At 66.2% G+C, this 16,532-nt stretch carries 15 protein-coding genes; 10 read left to right on the top strand and 5 right to left on the bottom strand.

What is annotated here, in order from left to right; genetic code table 11:
* Positions 1–33 precede the first annotated feature (33 nt).
* On the bottom strand, positions 34–885 hold the full coding sequence (locus HNP48_RS34245) for a sulfotransferase (protein ID WP_184865945.1): 852 nt from the start codon (positions 883–885) through the stop codon (positions 34–36).
* Between the two features lie 167 nt (positions 886–1,052).
* Here HNP48_RS34245 and HNP48_RS34240 point away from each other — a divergent pair, with 167 nt between their 5' ends.
* Genes HNP48_RS34240 through HNP48_RS34200 form a run of 9 tightly spaced genes read left to right on the top strand, consistent with a single transcriptional unit; the run spans position 1,053 to position 11,117 of the window.
* A complete protein-coding gene (locus HNP48_RS34240) occupies positions 1,053–3,347 on the top strand; it encodes a hypothetical protein (protein WP_184865943.1) in 2,295 nt (764 codons plus the stop codon).
* Positions 3,348–3,363: 16 nt separating this feature from the next.
* The gene (locus tag HNP48_RS34235) at positions 3,364–3,600 is read left to right on the top strand and encodes a hypothetical protein (RefSeq protein ID WP_007858418.1); all 237 of its coding nucleotides are present in this window, start codon (positions 3,364–3,366) and stop codon (positions 3,598–3,600) included.
* Positions 3,601–3,602: 2 nt separating this feature from the next.
* Positions 3,603–4,949 (top strand): hypothetical protein, encoded by a 1,347-nt coding sequence (locus HNP48_RS34230; protein WP_184865941.1) that lies wholly within the window; start codon positions 3,603–3,605, stop codon positions 4,947–4,949.
* Between the two features lie 3 nt (positions 4,950–4,952).
* Positions 4,953–5,399 carry a GNAT family N-acetyltransferase gene (locus HNP48_RS34225; RefSeq protein WP_184865938.1) on the top strand — a complete coding sequence of 149 codons (447 nt, stop codon included), beginning with the start codon at positions 4,953–4,955 and terminating at the stop codon, positions 5,397–5,399.
* Between the two features lie 3 nt (positions 5,400–5,402).
* Entirely contained in the window at positions 5,403–6,314 is a 912-nt protein-coding gene (locus HNP48_RS34220) for a hypothetical protein (RefSeq protein ID WP_184865936.1), read from the top strand.
* 12 nt (positions 6,315–6,326) lie between these two features.
* Complete coding sequence (locus tag HNP48_RS34215) at positions 6,327–6,878, top strand: hypothetical protein (RefSeq protein ID WP_184865934.1); 552 nt, start codon at positions 6,327–6,329, stop codon at positions 6,876–6,878.
* Positions 6,875–7,762, top strand: a complete 888-nt coding sequence (locus HNP48_RS34210) for a hypothetical protein (RefSeq protein WP_184865932.1) — start codon at positions 6,875–6,877, stop codon at positions 7,760–7,762. The genes HNP48_RS34215 and HNP48_RS34210 overlap by 4 nt, the downstream gene beginning before the upstream one ends.
* Positions 7,762–10,854 (top strand): hypothetical protein, encoded by a 3,093-nt coding sequence (locus tag HNP48_RS34205; protein ID WP_184865930.1) that lies wholly within the window; start codon positions 7,762–7,764, stop codon positions 10,852–10,854. Before HNP48_RS34210 ends, HNP48_RS34205 begins: the two co-directional genes overlap by 1 nt.
* Positions 10,855–10,856: 2 nt before the next feature.
* Complete coding sequence (locus HNP48_RS34200) at positions 10,857–11,117, top strand: hypothetical protein (protein ID WP_184865928.1); 261 nt, start codon at positions 10,857–10,859, stop codon at positions 11,115–11,117.
* A gap of 640 nt (positions 11,118–11,757) precedes the next feature.
* Here HNP48_RS34200 and HNP48_RS34195 read toward each other — a convergent pair.
* The 3 genes from HNP48_RS34195 to HNP48_RS34185 form a co-directional block, all read right to left on the bottom strand.
* Positions 11,758–12,060 (bottom strand): hypothetical protein, encoded by a 303-nt coding sequence (locus tag HNP48_RS34195; protein WP_184865926.1) that lies wholly within the window; start codon positions 12,058–12,060, stop codon positions 11,758–11,760.
* Positions 12,061–12,397: 337 nt separating this feature from the next.
* On the bottom strand, positions 12,398–13,900 hold the full coding sequence (locus HNP48_RS34190) for a M12 family metallo-peptidase (RefSeq protein ID WP_184865924.1): 1,503 nt from the start codon (positions 13,898–13,900) through the stop codon (positions 12,398–12,400).
* Positions 13,901–14,404: 504 nt separating this feature from the next.
* Positions 14,405–15,157, bottom strand: coding sequence for a hypothetical protein (locus tag HNP48_RS34185; RefSeq protein ID WP_184865923.1), 753 nt, complete (start codon positions 15,155–15,157; stop codon positions 14,405–14,407).
* 201 nt (positions 15,158–15,358) lie between these two features.
* Between HNP48_RS34185 and HNP48_RS34180 the strand changes: the two genes are divergently transcribed.
* Positions 15,359–15,763 (top strand): hypothetical protein, encoded by a 405-nt coding sequence (locus tag HNP48_RS34180; protein WP_184865921.1) that lies wholly within the window; start codon positions 15,359–15,361, stop codon positions 15,761–15,763.
* A 178-nt stretch (positions 15,764–15,941) separates the two neighbouring features.
* On the opposite strand, the gene HNP48_RS34175 is transcribed toward HNP48_RS34180, so the two are convergent.
* Positions 15,942–16,532: calcium-binding protein (locus HNP48_RS34175; protein WP_311773891.1), on the bottom strand; the 591-nt coding region annotated here is incomplete at its 5' end.

Genomic DNA, 16,532 nt, shown 5'->3' with positions numbered 1-16,532 from the left:
CGCGGGCTTTCGTGGGCCGGTCGGTGGGGCCGGTCAGTGCGTGGTGGGTTTGATGACGCTGGCGGCGCTGCGCGTGTCGGTGCGCCAGAAGGCCATGTCCTGGTATTTCTCGAAGATGTCGGGTGGCAGCAGGGTCTGGCGCTCGCGCGGCGCCACCTTGCGGTGCACCTGGTGCATGCCGGCCATGCCCATGGCCTCGTCGAACTGCGGCGCGTCGTACTCGACGTTGTCCACATCGTGGCCGTCGAACCAGGGCTCGCCGATGAAGGCATAAACGAGCTGCAGCACCTTGAGGGGCGCGCGCACCAGCAGGTCGTAGTCCACCAGCAGCAGCTGGCCGGCGTGGGGGCCGTAGTAGGCCTCCTTGAGTGCCGCCCAGGGAAAGCCGATCAGCCGGTCGTGCCGGGCCAGCGCGGCCATGCGGCTGTAGATGGTCAGGCGCTCGGCCTCGCTGGCGAAGAGCTTGGTGTTCTCGAACGGGTTCTTGTGCAGCTGGTTCTCGATGCTGTCCATGATCCAGGGGATGTCGCGCACGCAGGCGATCATCCGCGCCCCGGGGAACATGTCCTCGACCAGGGGCATCTTGGCGCACCACAGGCGGTTGGTGTCGAAGACCACCTCCTTGCCGATGCTGCCGTAGTACGCGTCGAACAGCCCGCGCAGGATCTGCTTGCGCATGGGCGGGTCGATCAGCAGCGAGAGCTCGCCGCCCGCGCTCATCAGGCGCAGGTTGGCCGTGACCAGGCCGCCCACCGGGCTGGTCATGCCGGCATGAAAGCGCGGGTTCTGCAGCAGCAGCGCGGACAGCAGGGTGGAGCCTGCGCGCGGTAGGCCGGTGATGAAGTGGTACTTCTGCACGGGGTTCCAAAGGGCCAACAAGGACATGGCGCGACGAGGCCACGCCGGAATCACGCATCGCCACATCTGGCAACACATGGAACGGTTTGTAGCCCTGCCGCGCAGGGCGGTAAACCCTACCGAGGGAGGGGCAGGCGCGTCCGCATTTATGCCGCGCGTTGTGGGCCCACCCATGCCCCGCAACACTGCGAGGCATGCGCAATCCACTGCCTTCCCCACCACCCCTGGACCTTGCCGCCGGCCTGCCAACCCAGGCCGCCGATGGCATCACCGCACGGGTCGCCAGCGGCGAACTGGGTGCCGACGAGGCGCTGGCCCTGTTGGCCGAGGCGGCCCAGGCCGACGCCGCGCAGCAGCGCCGCGAAGCAGAGGCACGCGCCGTGCGCGTGGGCGCGCTCGGCCGCAGGCTGCTCACCCTGGCGCAGGAGCAGGTGCAGCAGCGCCAGGTGACCGAGGAGCGCTGGTACAAGGATGTGCGCCAGTTCAACGGGCAGTACGACCCGGGCATGTTCGGCGACGAAAGCGAGTACGGCAGCCGCGTCTTCGTGCCCCTCACGCGGCGGCTGTGCGGGCTGGTGGAGGCGCGGCTGTTCGACATGCTGTTCCCCAGCGAGGAGCGCAACTTCGTGATCGAGCCCACGCCGGTGCCGGAGCTGGACGAGGCGCTGGCCCTGGCCGGTCAGTTGCCGCCGGCCACGCCCATCCAGTCGCCCGAGGGGCCGATGGTGATGGCCGGCGACATGCAGCAGTCCATCGGCCAGATGCTGGACGAGGCCACCAAGCGCTGCGACGCCATGCAGCGCGAAATCGACGACCAGCTGGCCGAAAGCAGCTACCCACGCCATGCGCGCGATGCCATCCACGATGCGGTGCTGTACGGCACGGGCGTGCTCAAGGGGCCGGTGCCCATGTTCCGCACCACCAAGCGCTGGGCGCAGGATGCGGGTGGCGCCTACCTGATGCAGCTCACGCGCCGGCCGCTGCCGCAGGCCTCGCGGGTGGACCTGTGGAACTTTTTCCCCGACATGAGCGCCACGCACATCCGCGATGCGGAGTTCGTGTTCGAGCGCCACTACCTCACGCGCCAGGAGGCAGCCGACCTGCAGGACATGCCCGATGTGGATGCCGATGCCCTGCGCCGCCTGCTGGGCGCCGAGCCGGGCACGCCCACCAACAACTACCGCGAGCGCCTGCGTGCCATCAGCGGTGCCAGCGGCGCCAAGGACCGGCGCTACGAGGTGTGGGAGTACCACGGCCCCATCAGCGCGCAGGACCTGATCGACTGCGGTTGCCAGGTGGAAGACGACCCGCTCAAGACCTACACCGGCGTGGCCTGGTTCGGCAGCCAGGGCGAGGTGCTCAAGGCGGCGCTGAATGCGCTGGACAGCAACGAGCACCCCTACAGCGTGTTCACCTGGCAGATGGACGAGGCCAGCATCTTCGGCTTTGGCATGCCGTATGAGGTGCGCGACAACCAGGAGAGCGCCAACAGCGCCTTTCGCGCCATGCACGACAACATGGGCCTGTGCGTGCTGCCCCAGGTGGTGGTGGATGACCAGGCCATCGAGCCGGTGGATGGCTCCTGGCGCATGGCACCGGGCAAGTTCTGGCGCAACAAGCGCCCGGGATCGGACGCGCGCCAGGGCATCCAGTTCATCGCCATCGACGCGCGCCTGCAAGAGCTGCAGGCCATCTTCGGCATGAGCAAGCAGCTCATCGAAGAGGTGGGCACGCTGCCGGCCTTTCTGCAGGGCACCGAGGCGCCCAACTACATGCAGAGCGCCACGGGCGCGAGCATTGCCTACAACGCGGCCAACCTGTGGGTGCGCCGTGCCGTGCGCAACTGGGACGATGACATCGTGACCCCGCTGGTCACGCGCTTTTTCGACTGGAACATGCAGTACAGCGAGAAGGCCGAGATCAAGGGCGACAGCCGCGTGCGCGCCCTGGGCATTGCCGCGCTGGTGGAGCTGGAGGGCCAGGCCCAGCGGCTGCAGGCCTTCATGCAGACGGCGCAGGCCATGGGCCTGCCGCCCAGCAACCAGATGCGTCTGATGCGCGAGTTTGCGCGCGCCTTCAAGCTCGACCCCGACCGCGTGCTGCCCACCGAGCAGGAGATTGCGCGCATGCAGCAGGCCGAGGCGCAGCAGCCCCCGGGCCAGGGCGGCAAGGGCGACCCCGGCGCCGAGCGTGTGGCCCAGCAGCGCGAGCAGGCCGCCATGGAGGGCGAGCTGGAAAAGGCCCGCCTGCAGTTGCGGCGCGAGGAAAGCCTGGCCCAGCGCGAGCTGGCGCAGCAGCGCATGGCGCTGGACGCCGCACGCAGCGCCGCCCGTGAGCGCACCGGCCAGGCCGAGGCGCAGCGCCGCCAGGCCTTCGAGGTGCAAAAGACCCGCGCCGTGCTGGCCGACCGCCAGGCCGACCGCGACAACCGCGCGCAGATGCTCAACGCCGAGATGCAGTTCGCTGCCATGAACGGGAGGGGGATATGACCGGAGGAAGTCTCACATGAGCTGGATGGAGCAGATCAACCCCGCCACGGCCGTCTGGCGCGGCGTCGAGGCCTATGCCGCCGAGCGCATGGCCGAGCTGACCACGGTGTGCACCACCGTGCGCTCCAGCGACACCGAGATCCGCGCCGCGCAGGCTGCCATCCAGGAGCTGCAGGCCCTGCTGGCATTGCCCGGCCGCATTGCCCTGCAGGCGCAGCAGCGCGGCACCACCGACCGCAGCAAAGGATACTGACCATGGCGGAATACACGCAAGACCAGATCAACGCGGCATACACGAACGCCAAGAACAGTGGCATGAGCGATGCCGACATCTTCGACTCCGGCGCCAAGAACTTCGGCGTGACGCAGGACCAGTTCAATCTGGCCAGCGCCGCCTACGCACCGGCGCCGGCATCACCACCAGTCGCATCTGCCCCAGCACCTGCCGGTTCGGGCTGGGAGGGAGGGCGCGACCTGACCGCCGACGAGATTGCCACGGCACGCCAGTGGTCGGTGGGCAAGACCAGCCAGCAGGCGGCCCAGCAGGCCAGCGGCCTGGGCCTCACACAAAAGCAGTTCGGCCAGATCTACGGCTGGTCGGCCGAGGACTCGGCCAAAGGTGGCTACGGCATGCAGGGCGGTCTGGAGAAGCCGTATTACGACTACACCTACGACGCCCAGAAGGGCTGGACCAAGGATGCAAAGAAGCCGCCCACCACCGGCATCAACCTGTCGCAGCTGCAGGGCATGACGCGCTGGGACGTGGCGCCCAACGAGACGGTGCGCAGCCAGCTGCAGCAGATCATTGCCGACGACAGCCCGCTGATGCAGCAGGCCCGTGCCCGTGCACTGCAGACGGCCAACACGCGTGGCCTGCTCAACAGCTCCATGGCCATGACGGCGGCCGACGCGGCCATGTACGACGCGGCCATGCCCATTGCCCAGCAGGATGCCAGCACCTATGCGCGCGCCGGCGAGTTCAATGCCAACACGGCCAACACCTTTGCTCGCGACAACAACCAGTTCGTGCGCGACGCCTACATGGCCGACTTCAATGTGCAGGCCAACGAGTGGGCGGCGCAGCAGCAGTGGGACCGCGACTACAAGATGCTGGACCGCCAGCAGCAGCTGCAACTCGAGCGCGACGCCATCCAGAACGGCTACCAGTCGGCGCGGGACCAGTTCGCGGCGCAGAACCAGATGGCGATTGCCCAACTGGAAGCGGCATCGCGCGCGGCGGCCATCCAGCCCGACACCAGCATGGCGCGGCTGAATGCGCAGCTTGAAGCCGATGATCGCCGCGCGCAGCAGCAGATCAATGCGGATGACCGTGCGTCGTTGAACAACCTTCGTGCGGAGTACGCCAACAAGGTGTTCCAGATCAACACCGCCGACCTCAGCCCAGAGAAGGCGGACCGGGCAATCTCCGATCTGGCGGCGACCTACAACCCCCAGCTGACGACGCTGGCCAATCGCTTGGGCTACAACCCGGACAGTTGGATCATCAAGACCGAGCCGAAGTCACCCGCTCCAGCGCCAGCGCCGGCGCCACACACGAATCTGACTGAAGAAGCGGGCGGCGGAAACGCCGGGCCTGTATAGGCCATGAGCAACATCCGCCGCGCCACGCGCGATGACCTGCCCGCCCTGGTGGCCCTGGCCCTGCGCGAACACGCCGCCAGCCAGTTTGCCCACCAGCCTATCGAGATGACCCAGGTGCAGGCCGCGTTCCTGGGGGTTATCCATGGCCTCTCGGGCGCCGTGTTCGTGAGCGAGCAGGATGGCGAACTTCGGGGGCTGATTGCGGGCATGGTTCAGCCCGGCTTGTTCAACCGCCGACAGACCGCCTTCGAATTGCTGTGGTACGCCGAGGATGGCACCGGCCTGCGCCTGCTGGCTGCGCTTCGCGACTGGGCGTGCCGCATGCGCGCTGTGCAGCTGGTGGTGCACGACTACGCCGGCATCGCCGATCCGGCCCGTTTCAACAAGGTCATGGCCCGCCGTGGCTTTGGCGTCATGGGCACGGCCTACGTGTCCGCACTGGAGAACTGATCCATGGCCATCGTCGTTCCTATTCTTCTGAGCTACACGGGCGCCGCAGCCGCCATCGGCACTGCCATCGGCATCTCCGCCACGGCGGTGACGGCCATCGCTTCGGTGGCCTTTCAGGTCACGGGCATCAACAACAAGATCAACAAGGCCGCATCGAAGGTGTTCGGGGAGGACCTGGTGATGTTCGCCAACATTGCCGGGGCGGTGTACGGGGCGGTCAATGGCGGGTTTGGTGGGGGTGGCGGCGCCGAGAGTGCGGCCGGCCTGACCGAGGCTGGCGGTGCACTGAGCACCAAGGCCATGCTCGACGGCACCACCGCCTTTGGCGCGAACTCGGCAGCGGGCGCCTTCGACCTGGCGGATGGCATGAGCGCTCTGACGACGGGCGATTTCTCTGGCACGACGGACGCGCTGGGGAACAGCACCTACAGCCCGGGAGATATGAACTCTGTCGAGTTGAACTCCATCGGGCCCGCGAAGGGCGTGAACCTGATGGACAGCGCCCAATCTGTGTGGACCGACACAAAGGCCATTGCAGAGGCAACAACCACTTCCAGCGCTGCCCAGACCGGCGCGACGGCTCCAGACGCCGCTGGGGCAAAGGCATCCGCCACGCAGAACGTTGTTTCGAGGCCGGACGCCACTGCGGTGAACGCCGCGGCAGATCAACCACTGAAGGCGGGCGACATCACCAAGGGCGTGCAGGCGCCAAAGGCGCCAGCAGGAAGCACGGCGACCCCCAAGACGGGCAGCTTCTTCGACAAGCTGCTCAGCAACGACAAGGCCGTGGGCGAGGTGATCAAGGGCGTTGGCACCGGCATCGTTGGCGCAGCCCAGAGCAAGGCCGAGAAAGACAAGCTGGCCTGGCAGAAGCAGCGCTACACCCAGACCCCGACGACCCGCGTCTTGCAGTAAAGGACCACCACCATGAACCTCAACGACATGGCCCAGCAGGGCGCCCCCGGGGCTGCAGAAGACCCGGCCGCCGGCACCTCGGGCGGCAAGACCCCGGCTACGGCCGAGCAGCAGGCCCAGTTCGACATGTTGCTCGGCCGCGCGCGCACCATCATGGGCGAATCCGCTGAAGAGTGGAAGGCCGCGATGCAGATCGACCCGGCCCGCGCGGCAGTGAAGATGGGGACGCAGACGCTGCGATTCCTGGCCCAGCAGTCGGAGAAGGCGGGTCAGCCCGTGGATCCGATGGTGCTGCTGCACGCCGGCATCCAGCTGGTGAAGGACATCGCGGGCATCGCCAACGATACCGGCCTGCTGCCTGACAGCCAGATCGAACCGTTCCTGCAGCAGGTCATGCAGGAGTCGATGGCCGAGTACATGCGCATGGATGCAGAGGAGGGTCTGATGCCACCGCCCGAGCATCTTCAGCAACGGCAGCGCGCGGGGGCCGGCCGACAGCCGAAAGCGCCTGGATCGCAAGGGATGGCTCTTGCGCACAAGGCGCAGCAGGAGGGGATGCAATGAGCTTCTTTGCCAATCTCCTGGGCGGCGCCATGCAGGGTGTCGGCTCGGGCATGACGGCCATGGCGGCTGACGAAGAGCGCCTGGCGCGCGACCGTGCTCTGGTCCAGGAACGCAGCGCAGCCGCACTGGAACTGCAGCAGCAGCGGGTTCAGGACCGGCGCGACCAGCATCAACAGATGATGCAGATGCGCTCCGAGCCAGGCGGCGTTGCCGGGAGCGGTGGCAAGGGAATGAACCTGGCCCAGATGGCCATGCAGGCGCGCACGCCTGAGGAGCAGGACCGCATCGTCGCGCTCGCACGGACGTTCGAGAGCGACCATGCGGCCGACAAGATGGTCGATACGATGTTCGGTCGGCCGCGCATGGTGAGCGTTGCCCCCACCGCGGGCGACTTTGCCCGCTACGACCGTGCCGGTGACATGAACGCCGCCCCGCCCACCACCACGCTGGAGCGCGCCGCCTACGACCGCGAGAAAGGCGCCCAGGCGCTGCAGCGGCTGTACACGCTGTTCCTGGACCCGGGAAAGATCGACGCGCATGCGCGTGGGGAGCGCCAGTTTGGCCTGAACGACCGGGCCGAGGCCAGCGCCATGGCGGTGGAGCAGGGCGGTGGCTCGGCCCTTGACGTGGCCGCGGCCTTCCAGCGCGGCAGTGCCCCGCAGCCCGAGCGGCCAGGTGTGCGCCCTGGGGCAGAGTCTGCTCTGCAGCCCATGGGCTCCGTCCCCCATGGTGGGACTGGCGCCGGTTCGCTGGCAGGCACCGGCGCCAGGCTGGCCCGGCCGCTCTCGTCCGCGCCGCGCGACGGCGCGGTCGTGCGCGACGCCAATGGCCTGCAGTACGTGGTGCGCAATGGCCGGCCTGAACGCCAGGCAAAGGCGCGGTGATGGACTGGTCCCGGTTTGAGCTGGTGGATGTGCCGGGCGTGTCCGATGCGGACGTTGATTGGCCTCAGTTTGAGCTGGTGGCGCTGGGGCCGGGCGATGGCGCGCAGCAGCCGCTTTCTTCGCGGCCGGACGCGGCGCCGGCAGCGCCTGTGAACGACGGTTGGCGCCCGAACGCTGCCCGACGGGGCGATGCCTCCGTGCCATCGATCGTGGCGGATGCGCCGCCCGTTGCGCGCAGCATCGCAGGTGCCGCGCCCAAGGCTCCCGCACGCAAGGGCTTGCTCGGCCGCTTGGGCGATGAGCTCACGCAACTGCGCGACGAAGTCTTTGCTGGCGCAACGAACGCCTCCGCCAACCTGCAGGCCATGAACGCCAGCGCCGCGGCCCACCAGTTGCTGCAGCGCCAGGAGATGCTGGCCAAACTGGTAGGCGAAGGCCGGGGCGACAGCGCCCAGGCGCAGGGCCTGCAGACCTATATCGCGCACGCCTCCCGGCGCCTGGGCGGCATGGCCGCCGACACGGCTGAGGCCGGCGCCCTGGCCGATGCCGCAAGCCGCATGACCACGCGGCCGCAGGTGCGCGCGGTGACCGAGGCCAAGAGCTTTGGCGAAGCCTGGGAGGCTTTCAAGAAAGACCCCTATGCGGTGGTCGCTGGTGTCACGGCCCAGTCTGCTGCGCAGATGATTCCGATGGTCATCGCCGCTGCAACGATGGGCCCCGTCGCTGGCGCGGCTGTGGCCGGCGGCACCAGCGCGCTGGCCGAGTTCGGCAGCGGCATCCGCGAATTCGCGCGCGACAACGGCGTGGATCCGTCTGACAAGGAAGGCCTGGGCAGGCTGTTTGCCGATCCGAAGATGCTGCGCGAAGCCACGGCCTATGCCGGGAAGGGCGGCGCCATCGTGGGGACGATGGACGCAGTCTCCGGCGGCATTGCGAGCAAGACGCTGGTGCCCAAGGGCCTCATCAAGAACCAGGCCGTGCGCCAGGCCATCAACGCGCCGCTGCAGGCCGGTGTGCAAGGTGCTTTGGGTGGTGCGGGTGAAGCGGGGAAACAACTGGCGCAGACGGGGGAGATCGACCAGCCTGGGCAGGTGCTGGCCGAAGTGTTGGGCGAATGGGGTGCTGCTCCGGTTGAGGTGCTTGCGCTGTCCAGAGATGCCCGAGAGACATTGACCGGACGCAATGCCGTCGCTCCGGGCATCGCAAAGCAAGTGGAAAGCGAATCCGCCCACGCACCCTCTGAGGGTAAGGTGGCATATCAGCCGGAAGTTTTGCCCGAAGCGATGCGCAAAGCTGTTTCGGCCAGTGATCAGGCCGAAGGCTTGGCCAATGAATCACCATTCCCAAGTGATGGCGCTGCCGGAATTGATGTCGCTCCAATCTCACCCACTCACCATGGCGGCGGCCTTTTCGGTGATGCAGACGGACATGGACACCAGCCATCCGATGGCGCAATTCCTGCACTAGACAATCAAACAGTCAAAAAAGCAAGAATCCTGCAGGGTGATCCTGTTGCCATCCTATTGGGCAATGAAGCCCCACGCGGCTTTGCGTTGTTGCGCGCATGGGCTTCCAAACTCTTCGCGGATGCAGGTGGCGTCGCTGTTCATCCGGAATTGGGCGAAGTGGTCCTCGATGAGCGAGCGGTACGGGATTCCATGGCGCACGGCATGAATCCATCCAAGGCCGTGTCGTTCGCGGCGGTGAAAGCTGTCGTCGAGCGCGGCGCACTTGTGCTCAGTACACAGCATGGCCGAGACGCGACGAGCTTTTACATCAGCGCGCCGGTCGAGATCGATGAAAAAGGGAATGTCGTCACTGTGCTGGTCAAGAAAGATCCGAACACGCAGCGGATGTATCTGCACAGTGTGAGCACAAAAGAGCGTCTCCTGAATACCAGGTATTCCGGGACTGACACCAGGGATGGTGTGGAGCGATCCGGCAAGGCTACTTCAGGAGACGTAGCCAGTGTAATTCGCAGGCTGTTGTCGGTCAATCTGAATGATTTTTCCGAAAAGGCGACTACTTCGGCAACGGAGCCAGACATGCTCGCCGCGGCACCAGAGATGGATACCCCTGTTGAGGTGCTCGGCCCCGCCATTCACCTGTCCGACAAAGGCACGCTGATCGTGGAGGGCGACCCTTGGCAGTTGGACAAGCGGCTGCGCGATGCCGGGGTAGAGCAAGTGTGGATGTGGCCCGACAGCGTATGGGTAGCACCCGAGCAGGCTGCACGGGCCCGGCAGGTGCTGGCATCGCCACAGCCTGGCACTGCGGTAGATGCAGTGAGGCAGCCACCACAAGTGCAGATGAAGATGCGCCGGGGCGGCATGCTCGACGTGGAGGGAGACACGCAGGCGGTACGCCAGTGGCTTGAGGGCGCGGGCATCCCCACAGGCGCGTTGATGGATGGGCCGGGGATGGTTGTGGTGACGGCCGGGAGTGTTGAGCGAGCGAAGCAGGCGTTGGCTGGGGCGGAAGCTTTGCCGGTTGCCTTGGACCGTTCCCCAACGGTTCAAGACATGCCTTCATCGCACTCCCAATTGCAGAACGCCGGGGTCGATGTCGGCCCTGTTACGGAAAGGGGGCTCTCAAGGGCAAGGCGTCGTGGCATTGAAAATAGTACCGAAATTCCGACGGTTTTAGAAGGGCTCGAAAAAGATAAGAAAGGTGGTAGCTCGTCCGTCACGTATGGGAAAATATCTATTGAGGATGGGGCGTCTCCCGATTCGAATGAATTATTTGCTGGAAAAGGTTTGGCTGCTTTGGGGTATGGCGTCAGGCATAAAATAACTGCTAACGACAAAGGAATTCCCGGGGAAAGAACCGCCGACCTCTACGTGGAAGGTGTAGGTGATGTAGATGTTTATACCCCAAGGCAGATGAAGGAAGGGACAATTCTTCGGGGTATAGAAGGAAAGAAAGGTCAAGCTGTATCAGTTTTTATTCAATTGGATACTTCAAGGGTTGACACGAATTCTTTGCTGGCTAGACTTTGGGGAAAGCCGAACTTGAAAAGCATTGAAAGTGTATTTATCCAGCGGGTGGATGGGTCTATTGATTTTATTCGTCGGCCTGGGAAAGGTGATTAAAGATGGCGAAATTTCGTTGCATTTGCGGGCATGTTATAAATTTGTCCAGCGTGGATGGAAAATATCATTGGGCTATGGTGCCTAATGATACTGTAGAGGATATCGGTGTAGAGCTGGAAGAGGGCGGTATACGTACGGCCGAAGATTTCTATGAAAAATTTGATAAGGCTGCAAATCGGATTTATAAGTGCCCGGAATGTATGCGCATGTATGTAGAGACAGCTCCAGAGGTTTGGGATACTTTTGAGAGGGTATCAAGATGAATTCGGAGTGGGCTGCTATGAAATGACGTGATCGAGGAAAGCTAAAACTGGCATTGGTTTGTTTGCTGGCTACTCGATAGGAAAAATATTGATCACTGGAATTTTTGAAGTGCAGAAGGGTTGCTGACCCTTGCACTTGACCGTGCCTGTGCCAATTTTGCAGGTCAGCCGGAGACCCCACTCGGCCCGGTCTGACAGGCAGCCCATAGGGCACGTCGGTGCAGGTGGTTGCTGCTGCGCCCGAGGCCGGTGCCGGCACCATCCCACAGCAGGCATCAGCGACAGCACCGCAAATCACAGGGACCCAAGACTTCCAAGGCACTCCGGCTCTGAATTCGACTGCGGATGCTTCCGCGGCGGTGCTCGTCGGTGCAATGCACCTGGCCGACAAAGGCACGCTGAGCGTGGATGGAGACCACCCTCGGCAATTGAACATGCGACTGCGCGATGCCGGGCCAGGGCCTGCTCACATTGGTTTCAGGGTCGCGTTGCACGGCATGGGGGCTGGATGCCAGGCGCACGTGCACAACAACCTATCCAGATGTGCACTGCAACGGTGGTGTGTCGAGCCGTGGCGCGACTATGCCCCTGCAGGTGCCGGCAGGGCGGTGGGCCCAGGGGCAGGCGCGGGCGAGGCGCCTTACGCCGCCAGCGGCCGCGCGATGGGCCGGTCGACCTGCGACATGCGCAGGGCGTTGGACACGGTGATGTCCAGGCGGTGGGCCCAGGAGTCGAGGTCGTGCCGCTGGGCGGTGTCGTGGCGCTCGTTCCAGGTGAGTTCGGCCACCAGGCGGTCGGGCAGGTCGAGCACGGTGCGGAAGGCGCGGTCGTTGGCCAGGAGTGTCCAGTTGAGCAGCACGGCTTGGGCGTCGGTGGAGGCCGACACGCTGGGCGCAAACCTGCAGACGCCGGCGCGGGTGAATTCGAAGAGTGCGGTAATCACGTTGGGTATGCCACGGTCACTGGGTTGTCCAGAGCTTGTGCCCCAGGACCATGGCACCAGCGGGGCGCTGTTGCAGCTCCCCCTGAGGCCTGGCGCGCGCGGGGCGAGCATGTCTGCCCTTGGCAAAACAATGCTTGCCTTGGGGCATCGAACGTGATTGGAGTCTAAATCGTGGGCGCGCGGTATCCCCCAAAAAGGGGGGGCTGTCAGGAGGGGCCGGGCGGTCACCGGCTGGCGATGCGGCCCCCTGGGGGCCTTGACCTGCCGCCAGGGGGGCGCACGCCCTGGGCTCCTCCCCAGTCCCGGCGGCGGCCCCTCTCTGCCGGCGTGTGCTTCCTCAGATGTATTCCAACCCGGTCTCGCTCAGGCCCACCAGGTTGATCTTGCTGGCCATGAAGTCGGAGCTGGCCACGGCCCAGGCCAGCGAGGCGTTGGTGTAGCTGCCCGATTGGAGCAGGCTGGCTGACAGGGCCTGCACGGTGCCTGCGTCGGCCGCGGTGCCGAACAGGTTGGCGTAGAGCAGGGCGATGACCTGCTCCGGCGTGGCCGAGGGGCCGGCCACGGCGGCCAGACCCAGCTGGGCCAGCTGCTGGGGCGTGGCGCCAGATTCGTCCACGGCCTTGATCACTGCGCCCACCAGGCCGCGGTTGCTGAGGGCGCCGGGGCCCAGCAGGGTGCTGATGAGGCGCGCGGCGGTGCCGGCGGCACCGTCCAGGTCCAGCGCCACCGAGTGATCGGCAAAGCGCACGCGCTCGATCTGCTGCAGGGTGTCGATGCCATCGATGCCCGCGCCCTTGTCGTTGAGCCGCCAGTTGCCGCTGCCGGTGGGCTGCAGGGTGTAGCCGCCGCGGGCGCCGTGGACCACCAGGGTGTCCACACCCGCGGCACCGGTGAAGCCTTCGCTCGCCGGCTTGCTGTTGAACAGGTCGGCGTCGGCCGTGCCCTGGGTTCCGTCAGGCAGGTTGGGGCTGCTGGGCGTGGGCACCGGCTTGGGGGGCGTGGGTGCCGGTGCCGGTGTCGGTGCGGGTGCCGGTGGCTTGGGGGCCGGGGCTGGCGTGGGCGCTGGTGCAGGCGTGGGCGCCGGCGCCGGGCCGGGGGCGGGCGCAGGGGCGGGTGCGGGGGCCGTGTCGAAGGTCAGCGTAGGGCCCTTGGTGGAGTTGAAGCCGTAGGTGCCGCCCAGGCCGTCGCGGCCGTAGAGCCAGTCCAGCGCGAGCAGGTCGTAGGCCTGGAACGTGGTCTTGTTGGGGCCGGCATGCGTGTACGACATGACGGTGTTGTTGGTGTTGTCCTGCCCCGCGGGCAGGGGGTGCGAGGAGTCGAAGGGGTGCGACAGGCCCAGTGCATGCCCCACCTCGTGCAGCAGCACTTCGTAGCCTGCGCCGCCGGCGGTGGGCTTGTTGTTGATGCCGGCATGCTCCGCATTGTCCAGATAGACCACAGCCTCGATGTTCAGCGAGTTCACCGTCTGGTTGGGGCCGGAGTAGCTGTAGCCATAGCCCGACGATGCCAGCCCGGCGGTCGATGGGCCCTGCAGGTTGGTGGCGGCAAAGTGCAGATCGGCCTGGGCCGAGGTGGCCACCTCGGTGAAGATGATGCCGGTGACGTCCGAGGCGTGCTTCAGGATCTGCAGGGTGGACTGCTTCTGATCGGCATTGAAGGCGGTGACCGGCCCGCCGGTCTTCTTCGTGGCCTCGCTGCCGGCGCTGGCGTCGAAGGTGTAGTAGATCACCTTGCGGCCGTCGGGCCAGAAGTTCCAGATGGGCGTGCCACCCAGCAGGGCATCTGCCTGGGGGTTGCCGGAGAAGCGCATGTTCTGCAGGTCGGGGACGGTAACGGCCATGTCGTAAGGAATGGGTTGGCGTGGATTCTTCGGGCGGGGAACGCTGGCCACGGGGCCGAGCGAGGCGCGAATCTATCACCGGGGTGCCGCGCACACTGTGGCGCGAAACCAAATGTCACGACATGGCGCTGCGCGCCGACGGGCGGTCGCCGGGCGGCGCTGGACGGTGCGTTGCGTGCCCCAGATCGGGGCACCCTTAGAACCTGTTTACCATCTCCCAGGGGTCGCGCAGCGGCCTTGGCGGGCGGTATGCAAGGCGCGGTGCGCAGTTGATAGCCCCGCTATCAGCAAGCGCCGCAACGCCGCAGACCGCCCGCCAAGGCCGCTGCCCGAAGGGTTGGGGCGAAATCGGGCGATTGGACGACCCGGCTGCTTGCATGGGCACGAGCCCATGCGGCGCATCCGAAGCATCTACTCATCCCGATTGCGCTCCAACGCGATCCCCTGCGAGATCGTAAACAGGTTCTAAGCGGCCTGCGAGGCCTTGGGCAGGGAGGGGCGCCTTCAGCGCCGGGTGCACAGGTAGGTGTACGAGGCGCTGTAATCGCTGGCCTGGTAGGCCAGGGCCAGCGGGTAGCGCGCGTTGGCGGCCGTGTCCAGCGACACCAGGTACAGCGGAAAGCCACGGTTGGCGTACAGGCGGTCGCCGCTGCTGCCCAGGCCATCGAAGGGCAGGCTGATGCTGGGCACCGGGATGGCGGTGATGCGCGAGGTGTCCACCACCGCCTGCGATGCCGTGACGGTGGCGCTGGCGTTGTAGCTGGCCCCCGTGTCGCTGGTGCACAGGTAGGTGCCGCTGTAGGCCGCGTAGGGGTCGCTTCCCCCCGGGGGAATGGGGTACTCGGCCAGCGTGGCCACCTGGCGGTAGCGGCCGCTGTTCAGCATCTCCCAGAAGTCGCTGCCGTAGCCCACGAAGACGGCGGCCCCCAGCTGCGCGCGGGTGTTCCAGTTGTTGACGGCGATGGTCTCGGTCGGCTGGCGGATGGTGCGGTACTCGGGGATCTCGCCGCCCGTATAGGGCACGAAGCCACGCGTCTCCGACAGCAGGTAGAACTGGCCGTTGTGCAGCAGCACGAAGTACAGCTTGCCTTGGCCGAGAAAGCGCGACTCGGGGCTCACGCTGACGGAGAAGTTCAGCGCCTGCGTGGTGCCGCTGATGGTGGTGGCCACCGTGGTGATCTGGGCGAACGCGGGCGCGGCGCCCAGGCCCAGTGCCAGGGCGGTGCCGACCACGAAGGTGCGCAAGGTAGAGAGCATGGCAGTGTCCGGTTACAACCCATTCAACGCAGTGGCGTTGCCTGTGGTTTACGTGGAGAAGGGCGCTGCAGGGGGCAGGCGCGCACGGTGCATTTTGCGCCACGCGTACGCGGCAGGCGCATACTGTGGACATGGCGCGCCTGCCATGATGGCGCCTGCGCTCTGTTGCCGTTGCCACCCCCAGCCCAGCCGACTGCCACCATGCCCACACCGACCCCCACCACCCCCAATCGCCTGCCCACGCCCTTCGAGTCGCTGGCGGGCGTCGCCAAGTTCCTGGGCGCCCAGGAGATGAGCCCGGCCTTCTACGCGCGGCATGCGCAGGCCATCGACGGGGCCTGCGCCTTTTTGCAGGAGCTGGTGCGCGAGCACCCCTCGCTGGAGATGGCATTCAACGCAGCGCTGCCGCTGCCGGTGGAAGAGGGCGGCAAGCTGGTGCTGCAGGCGCTCTCGTCCATCCAGTTCGCCGAGCAGAAGCTGCACTGGTTCGACAGCCAGATGAACACCACCTTGCGCGCCCTGGCGCCCGTGGTGCGCGACCCCGCACTGCCCACCTGGATGGCGCAATGCCGCTGGGCGGTGGATGGGGCGGCGGTGAATGTGTAGGGGGCGCCTCGCGCGCCCCGCGATGGCTTGGTTTGGCCACGCGCTCGGTGGCCATCCCGCCTTGCCCGTGTACTTCATCACGAACCAGAAGAGTTCGGCCATGCCGGAGAGGTGAGGGGGCGCTGCCAACAGGGCACCACGCCCCTTGTGCAGCACCACCCTGACCATCTCCAGTCCGTCACCCCAGGGCGTTGGGCACCAGCACCGGGATTGCACCCTGCGCATATGCGCCCGCGGAACCACTGGTCTGGCCGCCCACTGATGGCGCGAACCCGGCCATGGCATCCGCCAGTTGCTGTGCCTGGTTGTTCAGCGTCGCGGTCTGGATGGCTGCCTGCGTATCGAAGCCTTCGAGCACCCGCGCACGGCTCTGCGAACTGGAGCCCGAGCCTCCTTGCGCGCTAGCGCCCTGGGTCTTGGCTACCAGGTCCGTCATGCTCCAGGTCGTGCCATCCTCGAACACCACTTCCTGGATCGGGTTCCAGGTGTTGGTCGGCGTGTTCTGGTAGAAGAACGAGGTGGCCGATACCTTGTCACTCGTGCCGTTGATCGACAGCACCAGGTAGGTGTCCTGGCGGCTGACGGTCACGTCGCTGGCGCTGACGCCGGCCTTGAAGCGCAGCACGTTGCGCTTGCCCGCCGAGCCATCGTTGTAGTCGCCGATGGTGTCCACGCCATCGCCACGGCCGAACAGGTAGGTGTTGTTGCCAATGCTGCCGTCCATCCGGTCATTGCCTGCACCACCGTCCAGTGTGTCGTTGCCAACGCC

The organism is Acidovorax soli (assembly GCF_014207955.1).
Classification (GTDB): domain Bacteria; phylum Pseudomonadota; class Gammaproteobacteria; order Burkholderiales; family Burkholderiaceae_C; genus Acidovorax; species Acidovorax soli_A.
This window is presented reverse-complemented; position numbering and strand designations above follow the sequence as displayed.